19 protein-coding genes are annotated in these 23,841 nt (G+C 36.3%); 16 read left to right on the top strand and 3 right to left on the bottom strand.

Annotated elements, in window-relative coordinates; translation table 11 throughout:
- Nucleotides 1–19 precede the first annotated feature (19 nt).
- From H0S70_RS04615 to H0S70_RS04570, 10 genes are all read left to right on the top strand, one after another.
- Nucleotides 20–997, top strand: a complete 978-nt coding sequence (locus H0S70_RS04615) for an acyl-ACP desaturase (RefSeq protein ID WP_188321865.1) — start codon at nucleotides 20–22, stop codon at nucleotides 995–997.
- 94 nt (nucleotides 998–1,091) lie between these two features.
- A complete protein-coding gene (locus H0S70_RS04610) occupies nucleotides 1,092–1,523 on the top strand; it encodes a BT0820 family HAD-type phosphatase (RefSeq protein ID WP_031502478.1) in 432 nt (143 codons plus the stop codon).
- 12 nt (nucleotides 1,524–1,535) lie between these two features.
- Complete coding sequence (gene map / locus H0S70_RS04605) at nucleotides 1,536–2,345, top strand: type I methionyl aminopeptidase (RefSeq protein ID WP_031502476.1); 810 nt, start codon at nucleotides 1,536–1,538, stop codon at nucleotides 2,343–2,345.
- Nucleotides 2,345–3,112 (top strand): class I SAM-dependent methyltransferase, encoded by a 768-nt coding sequence (locus tag H0S70_RS04600; RefSeq protein ID WP_188321864.1) that lies wholly within the window; start codon nucleotides 2,345–2,347, stop codon nucleotides 3,110–3,112. Before map ends, H0S70_RS04600 begins: the two co-directional genes overlap by 1 nt.
- A gap of 93 nt (nucleotides 3,113–3,205) precedes the next feature.
- Nucleotides 3,206–4,081 (top strand): GTPase Era, encoded by an 876-nt coding sequence (gene era / locus H0S70_RS04595; RefSeq protein ID WP_088264905.1) that lies wholly within the window; start codon nucleotides 3,206–3,208, stop codon nucleotides 4,079–4,081.
- Nucleotides 4,082–4,144: 63 nt separating this feature from the next.
- Entirely contained in the window at nucleotides 4,145–4,576 is a 432-nt protein-coding gene (locus tag H0S70_RS04590) for a DoxX family protein (RefSeq protein WP_188321863.1), read from the top strand.
- Between the two features lie 584 nt (nucleotides 4,577–5,160).
- Nucleotides 5,161–5,673 (top strand): hypothetical protein, encoded by a 513-nt coding sequence (locus H0S70_RS04585; protein WP_188321862.1) that lies wholly within the window; start codon nucleotides 5,161–5,163, stop codon nucleotides 5,671–5,673.
- 146 nt (nucleotides 5,674–5,819) lie between these two features.
- Complete coding sequence (locus H0S70_RS04580; protein ID WP_188321861.1) at nucleotides 5,820–6,563, top strand: NUDIX hydrolase; 744 nt, start codon at nucleotides 5,820–5,822, stop codon at nucleotides 6,561–6,563.
- A gap of 75 nt (nucleotides 6,564–6,638) precedes the next feature.
- A complete protein-coding gene (locus H0S70_RS04575) occupies nucleotides 6,639–7,820 on the top strand; it encodes an acyl-CoA dehydrogenase family protein (RefSeq protein ID WP_031503854.1) in 1,182 nt (393 codons plus the stop codon).
- A gap of 146 nt (nucleotides 7,821–7,966) precedes the next feature.
- Nucleotides 7,967–10,039, top strand: coding sequence for an alpha-ketoacid dehydrogenase subunit alpha/beta (locus H0S70_RS04570; RefSeq protein ID WP_188321860.1), 2,073 nt, complete (start codon nucleotides 7,967–7,969; stop codon nucleotides 10,037–10,039).
- A 47-nt stretch (nucleotides 10,040–10,086) separates the two neighbouring features.
- Here the strand turns inward: H0S70_RS04570 and H0S70_RS04565 are convergent, their stop codons facing one another.
- Entirely contained in the window at nucleotides 10,087–11,433 is a 1,347-nt protein-coding gene (locus H0S70_RS04565) for an ammonium transporter (protein ID WP_188321859.1), read from the bottom strand.
- A gap of 178 nt (nucleotides 11,434–11,611) precedes the next feature.
- On the opposite strand from H0S70_RS04565, the gene ligA reads away from it, so the two are divergent.
- The 6 genes from ligA to H0S70_RS04535 all read left to right on the top strand — a co-directional run bounded on the left by ligA (nucleotide 11,612) and on the right by H0S70_RS04535 (nucleotide 20,164).
- On the top strand, nucleotides 11,612–13,615 hold the full coding sequence (ligA, locus tag H0S70_RS04560; RefSeq protein WP_188321858.1) for an NAD-dependent DNA ligase LigA: 2,004 nt from the start codon (nucleotides 11,612–11,614) through the stop codon (nucleotides 13,613–13,615).
- Between the two features lie 34 nt (nucleotides 13,616–13,649).
- Nucleotides 13,650–14,087 (top strand): DUF6526 family protein, encoded by a 438-nt coding sequence (locus H0S70_RS04555; protein WP_188321857.1) that lies wholly within the window; start codon nucleotides 13,650–13,652, stop codon nucleotides 14,085–14,087.
- 36 nt (nucleotides 14,088–14,123) lie between these two features.
- Nucleotides 14,124–14,288, top strand: coding sequence for a phosphatidate cytidylyltransferase (locus H0S70_RS04550; protein ID WP_123247498.1), 165 nt, complete (start codon nucleotides 14,124–14,126; stop codon nucleotides 14,286–14,288).
- 804 nt (nucleotides 14,289–15,092) lie between these two features.
- On the top strand, nucleotides 15,093–17,126 hold the full coding sequence (locus tag H0S70_RS04545; protein WP_188321856.1) for a heavy metal translocating P-type ATPase: 2,034 nt from the start codon (nucleotides 15,093–15,095) through the stop codon (nucleotides 17,124–17,126).
- 260 nt (nucleotides 17,127–17,386) lie between these two features.
- Entirely contained in the window at nucleotides 17,387–19,501 is a 2,115-nt protein-coding gene (locus H0S70_RS04540) for a type IA DNA topoisomerase (protein WP_188321855.1), read from the top strand.
- Nucleotides 19,502–19,663: 162 nt separating this feature from the next.
- Nucleotides 19,664–20,164 carry an FKBP-type peptidyl-prolyl cis-trans isomerase gene (locus H0S70_RS04535; RefSeq protein WP_031503061.1) on the top strand — a complete coding sequence of 167 codons (501 nt, stop codon included), beginning with the start codon at nucleotides 19,664–19,666 and terminating at the stop codon, nucleotides 20,162–20,164.
- Between the two features lie 66 nt (nucleotides 20,165–20,230).
- Here H0S70_RS04535 and H0S70_RS04530 read toward each other — a convergent pair whose 3' ends face one another.
- Nucleotides 20,231–20,944, bottom strand: coding sequence for a 3-ketoacyl-ACP reductase (locus H0S70_RS04530; protein WP_188321854.1), 714 nt, complete (start codon nucleotides 20,942–20,944; stop codon nucleotides 20,231–20,233).
- Nucleotides 20,945–21,079: 135 nt separating this feature from the next.
- Entirely contained in the window at nucleotides 21,080–23,812 is a 2,733-nt protein-coding gene (locus H0S70_RS04525; RefSeq protein WP_188321853.1) for a PD-(D/E)XK nuclease family protein, read from the bottom strand.
- Nucleotides 23,813–23,841 lie beyond the last annotated feature (29 nt).

Genomic DNA, 23,841 nt, shown 5'->3' with positions numbered 1-23,841 from the left:
GTTCTTTAAAATGTAAAAAATGTACAATAAATTAGTAAGATTGGAAGTGATGAAAAATTTGGGCAAAGAAGTGAACGATTTCATCAATTCCTATCTAACTCCCGTTGAAAAAATATGGCAACCCACAGATTTCCTTCCGGATCCTTCCGCTGAAACCTTCAAATACGATGTGGAAGAGCTACAAACCTACGCTCAGGAAATGGATTATGATCTCTTCGTAACGTTAATCGGTGACTGCATTACCGAAGAAGCGCTACCTAGCTACGAATCTTGGATTATGGGAATTGATGGGGTGGAACCCGAAAATAGTTCCGGCTGGTCGCAATGGGTTAGAAGTTGGACTGCCGAGGAAAACCGTCACGGTGATTTACTCAACAAATACCTGTATCTCTGTGGTCGTGTAAATATGCGCGAAGTAGAGATTACCACACAATATTTAATTCAGGATGGTTTCGATATCGGAACCTCCATGGATCCTTACCGAAACTTTGTTTACACCAGTTTTCAGGAAACGGCCACCAATATTTCGCACAGAAGAGTAGGCTCCTTGGCCAAACAAACCGGGAATACCAAACTTTCCAGAATGTGTGGTGTAATTGCTGCGGACGAAGCACGGCACGCAAAAGCTTACAAACATTTTGTAACCCGAATTTTCGAATTAGATCCATCCGAAATGATGCTTGCGTTCGAAGATATGATGCGCAAAAAAATTGTGATGCCCGCACATTTGATGCGCGAATCCGGCCAAAAAGCTGGAGAACTTTGGGACCATTTTTCGGATGCGGCACAAAGAGCGATGGTCTATACTGGACAAGATTATATCAATATTTTAAGTGATTTACTGAATGATTGGAAGATAGAACACATCTCCGGACTTAACGAAAAAGCCGAAAAAGCACAGGAATATCTGATGAAACTTCCAGGAAGATTACAAAAAATTACCGACCGAATTGCTACTCCCGATTTGCAGTATCAATTCAAATGGGTGAAATCTTAATCCCTTATTTTGCTAATTTTCTTTTAACACCAGCGGTTGAGTATTTCAATCGCTCTTTTATTTTCGTATCTTTGCAATCTGAAATTTTATTCACATGAAAAGCAATAAAAAATTGGCCATTGATTTCGACGGAACTATTGTAGAAGATGCATATCCGGGAATTGGTAAACCCAAAACTTTCGCATTCGAAACGCTCAAAAAACTTCAGTCTGAAGGGTATAGACTTATTCTTTGGACGTATAGACACGGGCAATCTTTAGATGAAGCCGTAGAATTTTGTAAAAAAAATGGTGTAGAATTTTATGCCGTAAATTCAAGTTTTGAAGGGGAAGTTTTTGATTCTAATGCCGCTTCCAGAAAAATCGATGCAGATTTATTTATCGACGACCGTAATTTAGGAGGTTTTCCAGGTTGGGGTGAAATCTATAATATCATCAATGAAAGGATAGAATTCAGAGTCGAAGGTAAAGAAGTTTTACCTTATTCCAAAATGAAGAAAGAGAAGAAAAAAGGGCTCTTTTGGTAAGAATTATTAGTTATGATTATTTTAAAAACACTCGACGAACTGCGACTTATGAAGGAAAGCGCACAATTGGTTTCCAAAACTTTAGGCATGCTCGCCAAAGAGATAAAGCCAGGTGTGACGACCAATCATTTGGATAAACTTGGTGGCGAATTTATACGCGATCATGGTGGCGAACCTGCATTTTTAGGAATGTATGGCTTCCCAAAAAACTTGTGTATTTCCCCGAATGAAGAGGTTGTACACGGAATTCCAAATGATAAACCTTTGGTTGAAGGAGACATTCTTTCTGTGGATTGTGGAGTTTATATGAATGGTTTTTATGGCGATCACGCTTACTCTTTTGAAGTAGGTGAAGTTGCTCCAGAAACCAAAAAATTATTGAAAGTCACCAAGGAATCTTTATACAAAGGAATCGAGCAATGCGTTCGTGGAAAAAGAGTAGGAGATATCTCACACGCAATTCAAGAATATTGTGAAAAACACGGTTACGGCGTGGTTCGTGAATTGGTAGGACATGGTTTGGGTAGAAAAATGCACGAAGATCCGCAAGTTCCCAATTATGGTAGAAAAGGTAGTGGAAAAGTGTTGAAAGACGGAATCGTACTCGCCATCGAACCGATGATTAATCTGGGAACTGAAAAAGTAAAATTTCATAGCGACGGATGGACGGTGACTTCACTCGATAACTCACCATCAGCGCATTTCGAACATGATGTGACGATCATCAATGGAAAACCTGTTTTACTTTCAACCTATCAGTATATTTACGACGCATTAGGAATTGTGAGTGATGAAGAAGCACCATTTACATTAGATTTTTAATGAAAAAAATCGCGAAATTTTTACTCAATAAAATTCCTCGCCCGATGCTTATTAATTTAAGCATTTTTTTGCGTCCGTTGATTTATTTATTTTTCAAAGGAAACAAATTTACCGATCCTATCGATGGGAATTCTTACCGGAAATTTCTACCTTATGGTTACGGAAAACAGCGTGAAAATGCGCTTTCTCCAGGAACTTTAAGTTTAGAAAGACATCGTCAAATGTGGCTTTATCTGCAAAATGAAACCGATTTTTTCACTAAAAAATACAAAGTTTTGCACATAGCTCCAGAACAAGAATTTCTCAGAAAATTTCGAAAAATGGATAATCTGCAATATATTTCTGCCGATTTATTTTCACCAATCGTGGATGTAAAAGCCGATATTTTGGATTTGCCTTTTGAGGATGAAAGTTTCGATGTGATTTTCTGCAACCACGTTTTGGAACATATCGAAGACGATAAAAAAGCCATGAGTGAGCTTTATCGCGTAATGAAAAAAGGCGGTTGGGGAATTTTCCAAGTTCCGATGAAGAATTCTTTAGAGAAAACTTACGAAGATTTTTCCATCAAAGATCCTAAAGAAAGACAAAAACATTTTGGCCAATACGATCACGTTCGTTGGTATGGAATGGATTATTTTGAAAGATTAAAAAATAGTGGTTTTCAAGTGGATGCCAATTTTTATTCGAAAAAATTTTCCACAGCAGAAAGAACAAAATTCGGTTTGATAGAAAATGAAATTCTTCCGATCGTGAAGAAATTATAACTCAATTGTTTATTCACTATCTTTGCAAAAGTTTCAGAATGATTTTTTTTCATAAAATGATCAGAACTGAGCTACTTTAATTTTAATAAAAAAATGCACAAAGCAGGATTCGTAAATATCGTTGGGAAGCCCAACGCAGGTAAATCAACCCTTCTAAACCAATTGATGGGAGAGAAGCTCGCAATTGTTACCCAAAAAGCACAAACCACGAGACATAGAATTTTCGGAATTTATAACGAAGAGGATTTACAGATCGTCTTTTCCGATACTCCGGGGGTTTTAGAACCGAAATATGGTTTGCAAGAAAAAATGATGGATTTTGTAAAAGATTCTTTGCAAGATGCCGATGTTTTCTTGTTTATTGTAGATATTTTGGACAAAACAGAACCATTTGATTTTTTGGTTGAAAAACTCAATAAAATTCCGGTTCCGGTATTGATTTTAGTGAATAAAATTGATGCTTCCAACCAGGAAGATCTAGAAAAAGCCATGGAAATGTGGCACGAAAGAATTCCAAAGGCAGAGATTCTACCGATCTCCGCATTGAAAGGGTTTAACACCGAAGTTATTTTACCGAAACTGAAATCTCTTTTACCAGAAAATCCGCCATATTACGACAAAGATCAATATACTGACAAATCTGAAAGATTCTTCGTAAATGAAGCAATCCGAGAGAAAATTTTGCTTAATTACGAGAAAGAAATTCCGTATTCGGTGGAGGTTGTCACAGAAATGTTCAAGGAAAAAGAAGGAATTATTTTCATTGATTCCATTATTTATGTTGAACGCGACACGCAAAAAGGAATCATCATCGGCCACAAAGGGGAAGCGATTAAGAAAGTAGGAACCGAAGCGAGATTAGATTTGGAGAAATTCTTTTCCAAAAAGATCCATTTGAATCTTTTCGTGAAAGTGAAAAAAGATTGGCGCAAAAACGATCGAGACCTGAAAAATTTCGGGTATCGATAAAGAATTCACGAATTAATTGACATTGCGAAGGAAATTTCTTATTTTTGATAAAATATTTTTTTCATGAATTTTTTAACTTCAGCCAAGAGCAATCCACAGCTAGTTGATGTCGTGTTGCTTGTGATCAGGGTTTTTGTAGGATTTGCAATGTTGTCACACGGTTTTCCAAAACTTCAGCAATTATTATCCGGCGAAGAAATAAAGTTTTTTGATTTTCTGGGATTAGGCCCGAAAATATCATTAATATTGGCGGTTTTCGCAGAATTTGTATGTTCGATATTTTTGATCTTGGGACTTTTCACGAGGCCTGCTGTATTTTTCTTGATCATTACCATGGCAGTTGCCGGATTGATTGTTCATAGTGGAGATGCTTTTGAAAGAAAGGAAACCAGTTTGTTATATTTATCGATTTACCTTTTAGTAATGGCTTTCGGACCCGGAATATATTCGATTGATCATTTGATTTCGAGAAGAAGAGAAACTTCCAATTGGTAGTTATTGCAAAGTTCACCATATTTTTGAACCTTCGTTACACGGAGGTTTTTTTATGTCATTCCATATTTTATTTAACATAATATAAATTATAGGACTTTTTTAAAAATTACCAAAAATAAGAGAAATAGTTCAATTTCCAGATGTAAACAAACTTTTAAATTTCATTTTTTTAGATAACTGACTAGAAATTCTCTTTTGGGCGATTCTCAACGATTAGGATTTTTTTTCTTCTTCTAAAATTTTTCAATCTTATTTAAATGAATTTATATTTATATAATTTCTCGAAATATCTTTTCATAATTTTAAAATCAAATTTATTTGAATAATTGACCAAATATTTTTTTCTGGAGGATTCTCAGCGATTAGATTCTCTTGAAATTTTAAATATTTTCTTTTAAACATCTTCATTAATTATATTTGAAATTGAACTTTAAGACATCATCAACTTTAAAATCAGAACAATTTTCATCTTTAATATTTTACTTTTCTTTCCTAAATTATATTAATGATAAATCCAATTTAATTTAACATAATATGTAATTTTTTAAAAAAAAATAATTACTTTTACCATAATAGCTATTCTTATGAAAAATTATATTTTATCAGCATTTATCGTCATTACAGCGTTGAGTTGTGAGAAAAAATCTACTGAAACAGTAAGTTCCCAAACCACAGCACCCGATTCTGTCACCGTTCCCGAATCGAATGAACCGGTAGAGCCTTCTACTCTACAATCTTGCTATTTTGCGGCCAACGGAAAAGATTCTATTTTTGTTTCTTTGGATGATAATTTAGGCACAATTACAGGAAAAATGCGCTATAAAAACTTCGAAAAAGACAGCTCTTTCGGTGATGTAATGGGCACGCAAAACGGCGATACGATTAAGTTAAGCTATACTTTTCAAGCTGAAGGAACGACATCCGAACGAGAAATTTATTTCTTGAAAAAGAATAATGAATTAATCGAAGGAATTGGCGATCATAAAACTGAAGGAAACAAAGATTTTTATGCGAATCCAAATCAACTAAAATATGAAGGAAACACTTTGAAACAAATTGATTGTAACGGTTTTGAGAAAAATTTTAATATCAAATAATCGGACTGATATTACAAAATATAAATAAGAGCAACCGAAACTTGGTTGCTCTTTTACGTGAAGGTGAAAAATTGCTTTCACCGAAGTTTTTTTATTTTAAATCTTATCTTTTAAAAAAAAGAAAATATTTATTAGATTTGCTTTATATGAAAATCGACGATAGTAAAAATAAGCAGGATTTACAGCAATTGATTGATACCCAGCAATTTGTTGAACATATCTCGGTTGATTGTACCATTTTTGGTTTTGATAATGGTATTTTGAAAGTCTTACTTCTGAAGTACCATGATTTGGATGTATGGTCACTTCCGGGTGGTTTTATTTTCAATGATGAAGACTTATCTGATGCCGCTTCCCGTGTGCTTTTTGAGAGAACCCATTTGTCGGATACTTTCCTCGAACAGTTCCATACTTTCGGACAGATTAATCGCACAGCCAACAATGCACACCAAATCCTACTCAAACATAAAAATATAGAAGTTCCACCCGATCACTGGATTTTCCAGCGATTTATCACGGTGGGATATTGCAGTCTGATAGATTTTAATTTAGCGGGAACCTTTCCCAATTCTCTCAACGAAACCTGCGCTTGGTTTGAGGTGAACAAACTTCCCAAACTGGCTTTCGATCATGAAAGAATTATCGAAGTGGGATTAAATCATATCCGTAAAAATATTGATACACAAATCGTTGCGAATAATTTGCTTCCGGAAAAATTCACCATGAAAGATTTACAAACCGTTTACGAAACGGTACTCGATGAAAAATACAGAAGAAACAATTTCCAACGGAAAATTCTTGCGCTCAACATTCTTGAAAGATTAGAGAAGTTTTTTGATGGTTCGGCAAACAAAGCTCCTTATTTATATAGATTTAGACGTAAAAACTAAAATCTTATTCTAATATTTTCCTTTAAAATTTGCCATATTTCTGAAAAATCCTATTTTTAGGCAAATCAAAAAATTATGTCATATTATCCGCTCACAACCATCCCAGATTATTATTTGATGGATGATCTTTTAACCGATGAACACAAGTTAATCCGTCAATCTGTTAGAGATTGGGTTGAAAGTTTTGTGATGCCCAAAATAGATGAAGCCGCGCAAAAACACACCGATATTCCGGGATTGATGAAAGAATTGGGGAAAATTGGAGCCCTCGGTCCATATGTTCCTGAAGAATACGGAGGAGCCGGTTTGGACCAGATTTCCTACGGAATTATCATGCAAGAATTAGAAAGAGGCGATTCTGCTGTTCGTTCCGCGGCTTCGGTTCAGAGCTCTTTAGTGATGTTCCCTATTAATGAATATGGTTCAGAGGAACAGAAAAGAAAATTTCTTCCTCAGTTAGCTTCCGGTGAAATGATCGGAGCATTTGGTTTAACGGAACCTAACCATGGTTCGGATCCCGGATCTATGGAAACTCGTTTCGAAGACAAAGGCGATCATTATCTATTAAATGGTGCCAAAATGTGGATTACCAATGCGCCTCTTTGCGATATCGCAGTAGTTTGGGCAAAAAATGACGAAGGTAAAGTACAAGGACTGCTTGTAGAAAGAGGTTTGGAAGGATTTACAACTCCGGAAACTCATAACAAATGGAGTCTTCGCGCTTCCAAAACTGGCGAATTGGTTTTCAATAATGTTAAAGTTCCCAAAGAAAATTTATTGCCAAAAGTAGTTGGTTTGAAAGGGCCATTATCTTGTTTAAATTCTGCTCGATACGGTATTTCCTGGGGAGTTATCGGTGCTGCAATCGATTGTTTCTGTACTGCGGTGCAATATTCTAAAGAAAGAAAACAATTCGGGAAACCAATCGCATCTTTCCAGTTACAACAGAAAAAAATCGCCGAATTCCTTACCGAAATTACCAAAGCGCAGTTGCTTTGCCTTCAATTAGGAAATTTGAAAAATGCGCATAAAGCCACTCCTGCACAAATTTCTATGGCAAAGAGAAACAATGTGAAAATGGCGATCGATATTGCCAGAGAATCCCGACAAATGCTCGGCGGGATGGGAATCATGGGCGAATTCCCGATGATGCGCCACGCTGCAAACCTAGAATCAGTTATCACCTACGAAGGAACCCACGATATCCATTTGCTGATTACTGGAATGGATGTGACGGGAATTAACGCATTCGGATAAAATTTGTATTAAAAAAATAGACAAAACCAAAGTATGAAAACTGCTTTGGTTTTTTGTTAATGCAATTTTCCGGCACTTAACCACTCTCTTTTCACCGAAAATACTAAGATTTTTCACTTTCATTAAAATTTTTATCTTTGTTAAATATGGAAATTGATACAAAACAAAATGTTTCAAAGGAGATTTTATTAAAGGCTTTCAACCACATGATGCTTGCCAAAGCAATGGCAGATATCTATGAAGAAAACCGAAATATTTGCAAATATGTTCATTCTACTTCTCGTGGCCACGAAGCCATTCAGCTGGCAACGGCTTATCAATTAACCAACGAAGATTGGGTTTCGCCTTACTATCGCGACGAAAGTTTGCTGCTCGGAATTGGTTTTGAACCTTATCAATTGATGTTGCAACTTTTAGCAAAAGCAGAAGATCCTTTTTCCGGTGGCCGTTCCTATTACGCTCATCCATCTAGTTTAGCTGAAAATTTCCCGAAAATTATTCACCAAAGTTCCGCAACCGGAATGCAGGCAATTCCCACAACCGGCATCGCTCAAGGAATTCAATATATTCAAGAATTTAATTTAAAAACTTACGATAAAAATCCGGTGGTGGTTTGCAGTTTGGGTGATAATTCCGTTACTGAAGGCGAAGTTTCGGAAGCTTTTCAATTTGCAGCGCTTCATCAATTGCCGATTATTTTCTTGGTTCAAGATAACGAATGGGGAATTTCCGTAACCAAAGAAGAAGCTCGATCTTCCGATGCCTACGATTTCGCTGCAGGATTTGTGGGGCTCAACCGAATGAAAGTGGATGGAACCGATTTCGAGGCCAGCTTTCTGGCGATGAAAAAAGCCGTAGATTTCGTTCGTGCAGAACGTAAACCGATGTTGGTATGTGCAAAAACGGTTTTAATTGGTCATCATACTTCCGGTGTTCGCAGAGAATTTTATCGTGATGAAGAAGATTTAATTAAACATCGGGCACAGGATCCGGGAAATATTCTTAGAAATCAATTGTTGGAGAATGGTGTTGATGAGGATTTATTAAAAAAAATTGAAAAGAAAGCTCGGCTGGAAGCGGAACAAGCTTTCGAAAAAGCTCAAAATGCTGAAAATCCAAAACCCGAAACGGTAGAAAATTACGTCTTCGCTCCTACTCCAATCACCGAGGAAACCGGAGAAAGAGAACCGAAAGGTCAGGAAAAAATTGTAATGGTTGATGCTGCGATCCATGCCATTCAGGAATTGATGTGGAAGCATCCCGAAGCTTTACTTTACGGACAAGATGTTGGCGAAAGAATTGGTGGTGTTTTCCGTGAAGCGGTGACTTTAGGAGCAAAATTTGGCAAGAAAAGAGTTTTCAATACTGCGATTCAGGAAGCTTATATAATTGGATCTACGATTGGGATGAGCGCTGTTGGCTTGAAACCGATTGTTGAAGTGCAATTTGCCGATTATATTTATCCGGGAATTAATCAACTGATTACCGAGATTTCAAAATCATGTTATTTATCCAACGGAAAATTTCCGGTAAGCAATATTATTCGTGTTCCCATCGGTGCTTACGGCGGCGGCGGACCGTATCACAGCGGAAGTGTGGAAAGTATTTTGGCCAATATTAAAGGAATAAAAATCGCATATCCAAGCAACGCTGCGGATTTTAAAGGCTTGTTAAAAGCGGCTTATTACGATCCTAATCCAGTGATTATGCTCGAGCACAAAGGTTTATATTGGAGCAAAGTTCCCGGAACGGAAGATGCAAAAACTATAGAACCCGCAGAAGATTATATTTTACCTTTTGGGAAGGGAAAAATCATCTCAGAAGCTGATGAAAATGAGATTTCCAAAGGGAGAACGATGCTGATTATAACTTATGGAATGGGCGTTTATTGGGCAAAACAAGCTGTAAAAAATCATCCTGGTCGTGTTGAAATTATCGATTTAAGAACATTGATTCCTTTAGATGAAAATTTGGTTTTCGAAAGGGTGAAAATCCATGGAAAATGTATGGTTTTAACGGAAGAGCAAATTAATAATTCCTTTGCGGAAGCATTTGCTCATCGTATTTCTAAAGCGTGTTTCCGTTTCCTCGATGCTCCGGTTGAAGCCATGGGTTCACTGAATTTACCTGCAGTTCCAATCAATTTAATTTTAGAAAAAGAAATGCTTCCAAACGCGGAAAAAGTTTCTGAAAAAATTAGGGAAATGCTAAGTCATTAAAAACAAAAAAGTACCGAAATTGAAACAGTGCTTTTTCTATTTAAAATTTAAAAACTAATGGATTCATCGTGCTGAGAAAGATCGAGTCCGAGGTGCTCTGATTCTTCGGAAACCCTTAGTGGAATGATGAAATCGGTGATTTTGTAAAGCAACAACGCTCCAAAAAATGTAAACGCAGAAACCAAAACCAAAGCCATCATGTGATGCGCAAAAACCGACCAGCCGCCATGCAACAAACTTGCATTTTCGCCGTGAGCAAAAATTGCGGTAAGAATCATTCCCATAATTCCTCCTACTCCATGACAAGCGAAAACATCCAAAGTGTCGTCAATTTTTTTGAGTTTTTTCCAATTCATCATTAAATTAGAAACAATTGCTGAGATAAATCCGATGAACAAACTTTCAGCAATCGTTACAAATCCCGCAGCTGGGGTAATGGCTACCAAACCGACAACCGCACCGATTGAGGCGCCTAAAGCGGAAACTTTTCTTCCATTGATTCGATCGAAAAATATCCAAGTGATCATTGCTGAAGCCGACGCTATTGTGGTAGTACCGAAAGCCATCGCAGCGGTTGCATTAGCCGCTAAGGCTGATCCTGCATTGAAACCAAACCACCCGAACCAAAGCATTCCGGTTCCTAATAAAACAAATGGAATATTCGAAGGTTTGTGATGTGGATTTTTTCTTCTTCCCAAAACAATGGCTCCGGCAAGTGCTGCAAAACCTGCACTCATGTGAACTACCGTTCCTCCTGCGAAATCTTTTACCCCGAAAAATTTATTCAGTAAACCTTCCGGATGCCAAACCATGTGGCAAAGTGGTGTATAAATAAGCAAACTGAAGAGCACCATAAATAACAGATAGGAAATAAAACGAACCCTTTCAGCAAACGAACCAGTGATTAAAGCGGGCGTAATTACCGCAAACTTCATTTGAAATAATGCGAACAAAATAAAAGGAATTGTGGGTGCCATTAAATGATGCGGAAGTGTCCCTACCCCACTGAGAAATGGATAACTCAAAGGGTTTCCGATGATTCCGTAATGAACTCCATTGTAATTGAAACCCAAACTTTCACCAAATGAAAGACTAAAACCAACCACAACCCATAAAATAGAAATCACGCCTAATGCAATAAAACTCTGCAACATCGTGGAAATCACGTTTTTGCTTCCCACCATTCCGCCGTAGAAAAACGAAAGTCCGGGAGTCATCAATAAAACCAAACCTGCTGCAGCTAAAATCCACGCAACATCGGCGCCTACAATTTTGTCTTCGCTGAGGAATTCGCCCGTGTTTGCAAGGGGAATTTCAGTTTTCCAGAACAATGCAGCGATTGAAATGATTGTAATAATCACGAAAGAAGCAATCCATCTTTTCTCAATTTTCATAGTTTTTAATTTTTACCCCTGCGAATTTAATATTAATTTTTAAATAAATGTATAATTTGAATGATAACCCCTGTAATTTTTAACATTAAATTAAATAAAGACATCTTTTGAATTAAAACAACTACTAAAAAACAAGGTTTCGTCAGATTTAGTATTTTTGTAAAAATCTACGTTCAAAATGTCCGAAAATATTCAAAAAAAAATAGAAGATCTGCGTGAAGAAATTCATCAACATAACTATAATTATTACACTTTAGATGAACCTACGATTTCAGATTTTGAATTTGATTTAAAATTGAAGGAGCTTCAGTATCTGGAAGCGAAACATCCCGAGTTTTTCGACAGCAACTCTCCTACTTTGCGTGTTGGTGGCGAAATCACAAAAAATTTCCCGACAGTTCAACATCAGTTTCGGATGTATTCCCTCGATAATTCCTACGATTTTAATGATTTGGAAGATTGGGAAAAACGTTTACAAAAATCTCTCGATGAACCTATTTCTTATGTAGCAGAACTAAAATACGACGGCGCTTCGATCTCGATTTTGTATGAAAACGGAAAATTGAAACAAGCAGTAACTCGTGGCGACGGTTTTCAGGGAGATGAAATTACCGCAAATGTGAAAACGATTTCTGATATTCCGCTTCAACTTCATGGCGATTTTCCTGAAAGATTCTACATGCGCGGCGAAATTTATTTAACAAGAAAAAACTTCGATAAAATCAATATAAGACGTGAGGAAGAAGGTTTAGATCCCTTCATGAATCCTCGAAATACAGCATCCGGAAGTTTGAAAATTCAGGATTCCGCTGAAGTGAGGAAACGTGGTTTATCAGCGGTTCTTTATCAATTTATCGCTAATGATTTTCCTGCGAAAACACATTGGGAGTTGCTTCAGAAAACCAAGTCTTGGGGCTTTAAAATTTCTGAACAAGCGAAACTGTGCAACTCGCTGGATGAAGTGAAGGACTTTATTAATTTTTGGGATACACAAAGGCATCAATTGGGATTTGATATTGATGGAATTGTAATAAAAGTAAATGATTTGAGTCAGCAAAAAGCGCTTGGCTACACCGCGAAATCTCCGCGTTGGGCAATGGCTTATAAATTTAAAGCTGAAAAAGTAGAAACCGAATTACAATCCGTAACTTATCAAGTGGGAAGAACCGGAGCCATCACTCCTGTTGCGAATTTGAAACCTGTTTTACTGGCCGGAACAGTCGTGAAAAGAGCGAGTTTGCACAATGAAGACATCATTAAAAAATTGGGTTTGCACGACCATGATTTTGTTTATGTGGAAAAAGGTGGGGAAATTATTCCTAAAATTGTGGGGGTAAATTTAGACAAAAGAAATCCTGAAAATCAGGAAATTCAATACATCAAAAACTGCCCAGAATGTGGAACAGAACTCATTAAAATTGAAGATCAGGCAATTCATTTTTGCCCGAACGAGTTGCATTGTCCGCCACAAGTTGTCGGCCGGATGATTCATTATGTATCGAGAAAAGCATTAAATATTGAAAATCTCGGTAGCGAAACCATCGAACAATTGTATCGCGAAAAACTGGTAGAAAATCCGGCAGATTTTTATGCTTTAACCAAAGAACAACTGCTTCCTTTGGAGAGAATGGCGGAGAAATCTGCGCAAAATATCATCGATGGAATCGAAAAGTCTAAAGAAATTCCTTTCGAAAAAGTATTGTATGGAATTGGAATTAAACATGTTGGAGAAACCGTTGCCAAGAAATTAGCCAAAAATTTCACTTCAATAGATGACTTGAGAAAAGCCACCGCTGAAGAATTGGTTCAGGTGGAAGATATTGGCGGAAAAATTGCCGAAAGCATCATCGCATTCTTCCAAAATCCCGAAAATATTTTGATGATAGAAAGGCTAAAGTCCTATGGAGTTCAACTCGAAAGACGCGAAAATACCAATGAGATTTTAAGCAATGTTCTGGAAAACAAAACCTTTCTTTTTACAGGAAAACTATCGCTTTTCACAAGAGATGATGCCGAAGAAATGGTGGAAAAACATGGCGGAAAAAACATTTCTGCTGTATCCAAAAACCTGAATTATTTGGTAGTTGGCGAAAAAGCGGGTAGCAAACTGAAAAAAGCACAAGATATCGGAACTATTGAAATTCTCGATGAACAGCAATTTTTGGATTTGCTTGGGAATTAAATTATTTTGGTTGCATTTTTGATTGTGTAATTTTATGAAAACACAAAATTATTCCAATCACCGGAAATACTATCCGCCACATCACTTTGTTTTACTGCCTTTATTGATGATTTTATTGATCATTGGTGTGGTGAAATCTTTCAATGATGTCGCAAATCAATTAAACTGGATTTTGTTTTCCATTGTAGTTTTTCTTCTATTGTATCTGGCCATCATGCTGCGGCAGCATTACGCTTTGGGAAATCAGAATCGTATTATCCGGCTGGAATTTAAGCAAAGATATTTCGAAATTTTCGGAAAAAGATCGGATGAAATTGAAGAAAAACTCAATTTTGGACAAATAGCAGCTTTGAGATTTGCCTATGATGATGAATTTAAAATTTTACTGGAAAAAGCGTTAAAAGACAATATTTCCGGAGATGCGATAAAAAGATCCATCAAAAAATGGAAACCGGATTTTCATCGAGTTTAAATTTCTTACGATCAACCAACATAAAAAATAAATAATATGAAAAAGTTTACATTACTTGGTTTGTCAGTATTCGCATTGACCTTATTGACTTCGTGCGAAGCAATTGAAACTATTTTTAAAGCCGGAATGTGGTGGGGAATCATCCTTGTTGTTGCCATTATCGGTTTGGTTATTTGGCTTTTTAGCAGAGGCAGAAACTAGCCTTAATTAATCTCAAAAAAGAAAATTCCCGGCTCACGATGAACCGGGAATTTTTTTCTTATTCAATGGAATATATCCGTTTTTGGTCTCAGAAAATTTTATTTCGATATTGTTTCTGGTTCCTTAAAATTCATGTTCCGCAATTGCAAACCCTGGTGATGATTCGAAATCCGCAACTGCCGTACTTCGTAAGATTTCATGAACCAAAGAATTGTTATTTTTAATAAACATTCTAACAAAATATTAAACGGTGTTCGAAAGTATGTGTATATTTGAGTGTTAGCGGCAATTCCCCTACTCGAAAACGGAGTTGTTTTTAGCCGCTAACGAATAAAATTTCACTATTTTTAAATATAAAATATTAAAAATATAACTAACTGATTATCAATGTTTATATTTAACGTTAGTCAGAATGGCTCAATAACACAACGTCAAAATTCTTTGCACAAAATATGATACCAGAAAAAGTACAAGCATTATTAAATTTTATAGAATTTCTTGACAAGAATAAAAATAATTATATCACAAAATATCTTCCCCTTTGTGATGAATTAAACGAACTAGATGAACAACGAAATAAACTTAATCCATGAGAAAATTATCGAGACAAACAATCTGAAATACGCCAAGCGACAGTTTTAAAATAAAAACCACAAAAGAAGTCTCAGGACAAATAACCACATTAGTTTTTATAGGAGTAAAGTCTTTTGTAGGAACGAGACCATCGGTGCAAATGTTCTATCATTAAAACCAATCGAAATACCGGAGCATTTACAAACAATACTCAATAAAAATACTCAATTAATGAAACACAAACATAAATACGATGCACAAGGAAAACAACTTTGCTGCACACTACAGGAACTTAAAATCGATAAAGATTCTAATAAATTATTGAAAGAAGAACAACATCACGAAGGAGATGGACATAACCATAGTCATAGTGATGACGGACATAACCATGACAGTACCGACAAAACGACCATTGAGCTCTTTTTACCCTCAATTATTTCATTCGTTTTATTGTTAGCCGGAATTGCGATGGACAACTTCTTACCGCAATCATGGTTTAAGGATTGGGTTCGTTTGGCTTGGTATATTGCTGCTTATATTCCTGTTGCCGTCCCTGTTTTAAAAGAAGCATTTGAAAGCATTAAAAATGGTGATGTTTTTTCTGAATTTTTATTAATGGGAATTGCCACGATCGGTGCTTTTGCGATAAAAGAATATCCCGAAGGAGTTGCTGTAATGCTATTTTACGCTGTTGGAGAGGTTTTTCAAACTTTAGCGGTAACACGGGCAAAGAGCAATATCAAATCTCTATTAGACCAAAGACCAGATGAGGTAACGATTCTAGAGAACAATCAGCCAAAAACAGTGAAAGCAGGAACCGTAAATATAGGAGATATTATACAATTAAAACCTGGTGAAAAATTAGGTTTGGATGGAGAACTGTTAACAGATGCCGCTTCTTTCAATACCGCAGCTTTAACGGGTGAAAGTAAACCCGATACCAAAAACAAAGGCGAAACAGTTTTGGCAGGAATGATTAATTTGCAAACGGTCACGCAGGTAAAAGTTACAACCGATTATACCGATAGTAAACTGAGCAAAATATTAGAATTAGTACAAAATGCTACCGCTCAAAAAGCTCCAACAGAACTTTTTATCAGAAAATTTGCAAAAATATATACGCCAATCGTAGTTTTTTTGGCGATTGGTATTTGCGTTTTACCCTATTTTTTCGTTAGCGATTACGTTTTCAGAGAATGGCTGTACAGAGCCTTGGTTTTCTTGGTAATTTCATGTCCATGTGCATTGGTAATATCGATTCCATTAGGTTATTTTGGAGGAATTGGAGCCGCTTCACGAAACGGAATTTTATTTAAAGGCAGCAATTTTCTCGATGTAATGGCAACCATTAAAAATGTAGTGATGGATAAGACAGGAACAATGACGGAAGGTGTTTTTAAAGTTCAGAAAGTTAATATTTTACCGGAATTTAACAAGGATGAAATCTTAAAAATGGTAAACGCATTGGAAAGCCAAAGCACACATCCTGTTGCAACCGCAATTCATAATTATGTTGGCGAAGTTGATCATTCCATTCAACTGAAAAATACTGAAGAAATAGCAGGTCATGGATTAAAATCAAATATTAACGGTCAAGATTTATTAGTAGGGAACTTCAAACTGATGGATAAGTTTAATATCAAATACGATTTGGATCCTTCAACGATCGTTTATACAGTAATCGCAATTGCCTATGGTGGAAAATTTGCTGGTTATCTGACTATTGCAGACAGCATAAAAACCGATGCTAAAGAAACCGTTGAAAAACTCCATCAATTGAATGTGAAAGCTACCATGCTAAGTGGCGACAAAAATACAGTAGTACAATTTGTAGCTAAAGAATTAGGAATTGACAACGCTTTCGGAGATTTATTACCCGAAGATAAAGTAAATAAGGTAAAAGAAATAAAAGCCAAAAATGAAACTGTAGCTTTCGTTGGTGATGGCGTAAACGATGCTCCTGTGGTGGCTTTAAGCGATGTAGGTATCGCGATGGGTGGTTTGGGAAGTGATGCTACCATCGAAACTGCAGACGTTGTAATACAGGATGATAAGCCAAGTAAAATTCCAATGGCAATCAATATTGGAAAAAAAACCAAACAAATTGTTTGGCAAAATATTATCCTCGCTTTCGCAGTCAAAGGTATTGTACTAATCCTTGGAGCAGGAGGTGTGGCAACTATGTGGGAAGCCGTTTTCGCAGATGTCGGGGTTGCTTTATTAGCGATTTTAAATGCGGTTAGAATACAAAGGATGAAGTTTTAGTAAAAATTTAGAAGCAATTTATACAGAGTAAATATCCGAATTTCGGAAAATTTTTTTTTAAGAATGCTACGCGGCACTCTCCGGAAACTTTCAGAAAATTGTAACAAATAAAACAGCATTAATCCATCAAATATTCAGGAAATGAAATGCTGGTTTTCTTACTATTTTTGCGCGCCAAATATTTTCATAAGAAAGAGTTCGCAGCCAAAAATTCAAAAAAAATCGGTAATTTGCAATCGACAAAAAATGAAGTTGTAAAAATGAAATTATGCATTGCCGAAAAACCAAGTGTTGCAAGAGATATTGCTAAAGTATTAGGCGCAGATATGCCTAAACAGGGCTATTTCGAAGGTAATGGATATTGGGTCACCTGGACTTTCGGTCATCTTTGCACCTTGAAGGAACCCCACGATTATAGTCCGCATTTCAAATCTTGGGATCTCATCTACCTACCGATTATTCCTGAACAATTTGGCATTAAACTAATTCCTAATTCAGGAGTTGAAAAACAGTTTAAAACCATTGAAAAATTAGTAGAAGAATGCGATGAAGTCATCAACTGTGGTGATGCCGGGCAAGAAGGAGAACTGATCCAGCGCTGGGTGTTGCAAAAGGCGAAATGCAAAAAACCGGTGAAACGATTGTGGATTTCTTCATTAACCGAAGACGCCATCAAAGAAGGTTTTAATCAATTGAAACCTGCCGACGATTATCAAAATCTCTACCTCGCAGGAAATGCCCGTGCAATTGGAGATTGGCTATTGGGAATTAACGCAACCCGACTTTTTACCCGAAAATTTGGCGGAAACAGAGGCGTATTGTCCATTGGTAGAGTTCAAACTCCTACCCTTGCGATGTTGGTTCAGAGGCAAAAAGAAATTGATGCTTTCAAAACCGAGGAATATTGGGAACTGAAAACCAACTACCGGGATGTCATTTTCAGTGCGGCGATTGACCGACTTAAAACCAAGGAAAAAGCAGAAAAAGGCCTAGAATATCTGAAGCAAAACCTTTTCGAAATCGTATCTTTTGAAATTAAAGAAGGGAAAGAAAAAAATCCACGATTGTTTGATTTGACTGCGCTGCAAGTAGAAGCCAACAGAAAATTCGGATTTTCAGCAGATAATACTTTGAAATATATCCAAAGTTTATACGAAAAAAAGCACACAACTTATCCGCGTGTAGATACAACCTACCTATCTGAAAATCTGTATCCAAAAATTCCGGGAATATTGCGCTCCATGAATTTTTATAGCGAATATACCGCACCTCTTTTGGAACAGGAAATTCCAAAGTCCAAGGCTGTTTTTGATGACAGCAAAGTGACTGATCACCATGCGATTATCCCGACCGAAATTCCTCCTTCTTCTAATTTGAGCAAAGAAGAAAAACTAATTTACGATTTGGTTGCAAGACGTTTTATTGCGGTTTTTTATCCGGAATGTAAAATTTCAAATACGTTGGTTGAAGGAAAAGTGGGAACGATTATTTTTAAAGCGAACGGAAAACAGATTTTAGAATTAGGATGGCGAGAAATTTATGTAAAAGATAAAAAAGACGATTCCGAGAAAAAAGATAAGGACGAGGAACAATTAATTCCCGAATTTAAAGTTGGTGAAAAAGGCGAACATTCCCCGCTCATTCACCAAGGAAAAACCAGTGCGCCAAAACCTTACACGGAAGCAACCCTGCTCCGAGCAATGGAAACAGCAGGAAAACAAGTGGACGATGAGGAACTTCGCGAACTTATGAAAAGCAATGGAATCGGCCGACCTTCCACACGAGCAAATATCATTGAAACTCTTTTCAAAAGAAAATATATTGAAAGGAAAAAGAAAAACCTGATGGCTACAACCACCGGCGTAGAACTGATTGACACCATCGAAGACGAACTTTTGAAAAGCCCGGAACTCACCGGTGAATGGGAATTCAAATTAAGAAAAATTGAGAAAGGCGAATACGAAGCGTCTCAATTCAAGGATGAACTAATCCAAATGGTCAACGAATTGACCCGAAAAGTAATCAGCGAAAAGGCAAAAATTATCTCCTTTCAAAATGAGGAAAAAGAGTTGCCTAAAAAGGAAAAAGTTACTCGGAAAACGGCAACAATTCAATGGGAAGAACAGCAATGTCCAAAATGCAAATCGAGCTCGCTGATAAAAGGGAAAACAGCAGTCGGCTGTTCCAATTTTAAAAATTGCGATTTCAAAATTCCGTTTGTAATTTTCGGAAAAAAAATTACCGAGAAGCAGATTTTAGATTTAATTTCAAAAGGAAAAACGACGAAATTGAAAGGTTTTACAGAACACCCAAATCAGCGATCTGAAGGGATTTTATCTTTAACAGAAAATAACAGTGTCGAACTTTACGATTAAGATTTTTAAATAGATTTGATAAAGAAATTAATCGTTTTGTTTCAGTATCACATAATTCAAATTCAAAAATACTACCTTTGTTGAAACAGTAAAGAGAAGAAAATCTTCTCTTCCTTAAAAAAATAATAAAGGATTTAAAAATTCCTTTCTAATCCCAATATAATGACAATAGACAAAAACCACGTAGTAGCACTACATTACACGCTAAATTCCGTTGAAGAAGATGGAGAAAAAACGTTCATTGAAAAAACCGATGCCGATCAACCTTTCGCATTTTTATACGGAGTAGGAATGATGTTGCCAAAGTTTGAAGAAAACCTTCACGGTTTGGCAGCGGGAGACAAAAAATCTTTTACCATTACTCCGGAAGAAGGTTATGGTGAAAAAGCAGAAAACGCGACCGCGCAATTGCCTGCATCAATGTTTGAAGAAAGCGGGATGCCACCTGTGGGAGTGATCCTACCTTTGCAAGATCCTGAAGGAAACCAAGTAAATGCTGTAGTTCTTGACGTTACAGATGAAGTGGTAACCGTAGATTTGAACCATCCGATGGCCGGAAAAACTTTGCAGTTCGATGTGGAAGTAGTGGCAACAAGGCCCGCAACCGAAGAAGAACTTTCTCACGGTCACGCACACGGAATCGATGGACATTCCGGACACTAATCATTCTTTACAAGAATAAAAAAAGCTACGAATTTCGTAGCTTTTTTGTTAAAAAACTTCCTGATATTAAGGATTAGTAGAGAAAATTGAGGCGTTGGCAATTAATGCTCTTCGGTTCATTTTCAAGATATCTCTCACCCATTCTGCGAAATCTTCAGGTTGCAAAACTTTCTCCGGATTTCCGTCCGTAAGTCCACCTTGAATTGACATATCGGAAGCAATCGTACTTGGAGTAAGCGTAATCACACGGATGTTTTCCTTTCGCCATTCTGCCATCATCGATTGAGATAAAGAAACTACAGCTGCTTTCGAAGCTGCATATGCAGACATGTTAGCACCGCCTTTCAAACCTGCAGTTGATGCCACGTTAACAATATCCCCCTCGCCTTTTTCCTTCATGTAAGGATGAACTGCCTGTGCTGCGTAATACACTCCGAAAAGATTGGTTTTCATCACTTGTTCCCAAGTTTCAGATGGCATTTGTTCTAGCGTTCCGAAATTTCCAATTCCTGCATTATTGACCAAAATATCAACACCGTTGAGATCTTTTACCAATGCATCGATTCCTGTCTTTACCGCTTTTTCGTCATCAATACTGAATACCGAGTAAGCAGCAGTAACACCTAATTTTTTAATTTCTTCTATGGTATTTTTCAGGTTTTCTTCGTTTCTTCCGGTAATCCCGATGTTCGCCCCTTCATTAGCCAAAGCAATAGCAACTGCCTTTCCTAATCCCCTTCCACCACCGGTTATAATAGCGTTTTTTCCTTTTAAATTCATAATAATTTAATTTTTTTAAAGGCCAAATTTACGCAATACTTCTCCACCATCGTAATTTTCATTCAAAGAAATTCTGAACGCTAAGATTGAAAATTTGCATCAAATATTTTTTAAAGTTTTAAAGCAATAATTCTGTTAATTACCCCAACTTACCTTTTCATTTTCCACAAAATCAATTTCAGGATTCAGAATTTCAGAAATCACAGTTTTTATCGATTTCATGGGAATTGTCAACTGATTTGCTGAAATATCTTTATTTCCGAAAATGTGAAGATTTTGAACTCCTTTATTCACTTCCGCAAAACTCCAAATTCCACATTCTACAAAGTTGTCGGGATATTTTTTCTCATTCAAAACAGAATATGCATACACACAAAGCTGCATGGCTTGTTTATAATCTTCGCGGAAAAATAATCGTTCCAGTTTTTCTTCATCTTCGGGCTTTTTCGGTTCAGAAATCGATAGGTTTTTTGTTTTTGCAGTTTTAAAATCAATGATTCGCAAATTTCCGTTCAGCCGATCTATTCGATCAATGAAACCGTAGAAAAATACTTGGTCTTTTTGTTCTTCATCAAGATGAAAACCAATATTTTCGAAATTTCCTTCCACGCTCAAAATCTCCAAAGTATTACCATTTTCAATGAGTTTTCGGTCATGTTCCAAAACATTGCGCACTACCCTTTCTGCAATCGAACGGTGAATGTAATTCATCCCTTTTTCGTAGAATTCAACCTGATGTTTCAATTTTTCTATCGCTGCGTTGATCACTTCATTTAATTTTTGATTTGAGAGTTCTAAATCATTAACTGACAATATTTTACCAATTAATTTTTCGTAGATGAGTTGAAGTGAATAATGTACCAGATTTCCGTAACTTCTTTGCGATAATTCTTCTTCTATTTCAGTGGATTCTTTGGTATTGAGAATTTTGGTCAAGTAAAAATCGATCGGATTATAAATGTAGGAAGTGAGATGTGAAGCGGAAATTCTGCTTTTCCATTCCACCAGTTTTTCCTGAACTTTAGCCGTTTTTTCAATGCGAATTGGTTCCTGGATAATCGGATCAGAAGTATTTTCGATGATTATGTTTTCTATCGTATGATGAGGATCTTCAATTTCCATTTGCGTAATAAAACGGCTTTTTTCCCCTGTATTTACACCAGAATTTAACGCATTAAAAAGCAAATGAACTTGCTGTGAATCTTGAATCAAACGATAAAAATGATAAGCATAAATGCTGTCGTTTTCTAAAAAAGTATGCAGACCAAAATGATTTCTTACATCGAACGGAAGATAAGTGTTTTGGGTATTTCCCAATGGTAATTTCCCTTCGTTTGCAGAAAGTAGAATGATGTTTTCGAAGTTTAAAAGTCGAGTTTCCAATAGTCCCATAACTTGCAAACCTTGCAATGGTTCTCCTTGAAAATCAATAGTTTCTGAATTTACCAATTGATTAATCAAAACTTCCAAAGTATCCATTTTGATGTCAAAGGAATAAGGAGAAATCTGATTTTTGATAATTTTAAAACTTTTCTCGAAATGGGAAATATTTTCAAATAAAATATCATCCAATTCCTTGAATTTCAATTGGTAACAGAATTCAATCAGCAAATCGAGAAACGCAACTACCGAATCGGGTTTGCTGAAAAGTTGAATATAAGAAAGTCCGGATAGAAGTTCTTTCAAATGGTTTTTCGAAATATATACAATGTTTCTTTCCTCAATTTTAGCTTTGAAAGCAGCAATGATTTTTTGGTCGTCGGGCTCATTTGGAAGTTCCTCCAAAATCGAAAGAAGATCATGATAATAGTAGGATGAATCCTTCTTTTCCAATTGTTTTTGAAGATAAAAAATGTGCTTCATCGCATTGCTGAAACCCAAATTTTTCAGCGGAAAACCCATCGTAATGTTCACATGATCGACCGTACTCATTGCTTCCAAAGTTGCTGGTAAAAGGTTTTCATCCAATAAAATCACAGCGGTATTCGAAAGATTTCGATCTTTTAATTCCTTGAAAATCTCCGGAAGAACTTTGGTTTGCGTGATATTCCCGGAAACTTCGTAGGTTTTGATGGTTTTATCTTTTGCGAAATCATTTTCAATCCAATGAAAAGCACGACTGTCATTGAATTCTTTCCAAGTTTTATGTTGTCTTAAGAATTTTCCTGCTTCTTGTCGGGTGTCGTTGATATAATATTCGTCCGCTTGAAAAAAACATTGTGCTTTGTCCCATTGCAAAAGACTTTTTACCAATTTTTCCTCAACCGGAGTAAAGGCATTAAATCCACAGAAAACGAATTTCTTTTCAGTTTTCAGTACGAAATCTTCAATTTTTTCATTTGCTGCTTCGTGAATCATTCCTGAAGTAGCCCAGTTTTTTTCGTTAAGTTTTTTCTTTAAAATCGGAAGAAAAAGATTCATTTTCTGCCAGAAATTCAGGAATTTTCTTCTCGGGATTTCTTCGGAATCGCCAAGGTTTTCTGACCAGTTTTTAATACGTTCTTCATCAAACATATATTGCAAAACGGCTTCATCTTTTCCCGAAAATTTAAGGATATCGTCCCAATCTTTTAAAATCGTAGGAAACCATTTTAAGAAACTGGCGAAATCTTCTGAAGGCTGAATTTCTCGATAAATTTCGAATGCAAAAAGCCATAATCCGATTCCTTGAACAGGTTGTTTTTCAGAGATTTCTTTAATTAAATCTTCAATGGTGAAAAAATTGGGTAAAAAACCAGAATATTGTCTCTCTTTTAGGATTTTTTTGATGAAAACAATCGGTCTTTTTCCCGGAATCACAATATTGAATTCGGATAAATCGGATGTTTGCGAAAGCAGTTCGGTGATAATTTTATTGAGAAATTTCATAAATCATATAAACCTTAAAAATATAAAAT

The sequence above is a fragment of the Chryseobacterium manosquense genome, from assembly GCF_014623485.1.
Lineage (GTDB): Bacteria > Bacteroidota > Bacteroidia > Flavobacteriales > Weeksellaceae > Kaistella > Kaistella haifensis.
Note: the sequence above shows the minus strand (reverse complement) of the source record. Positions and strands in the feature narration are given on the sequence as shown.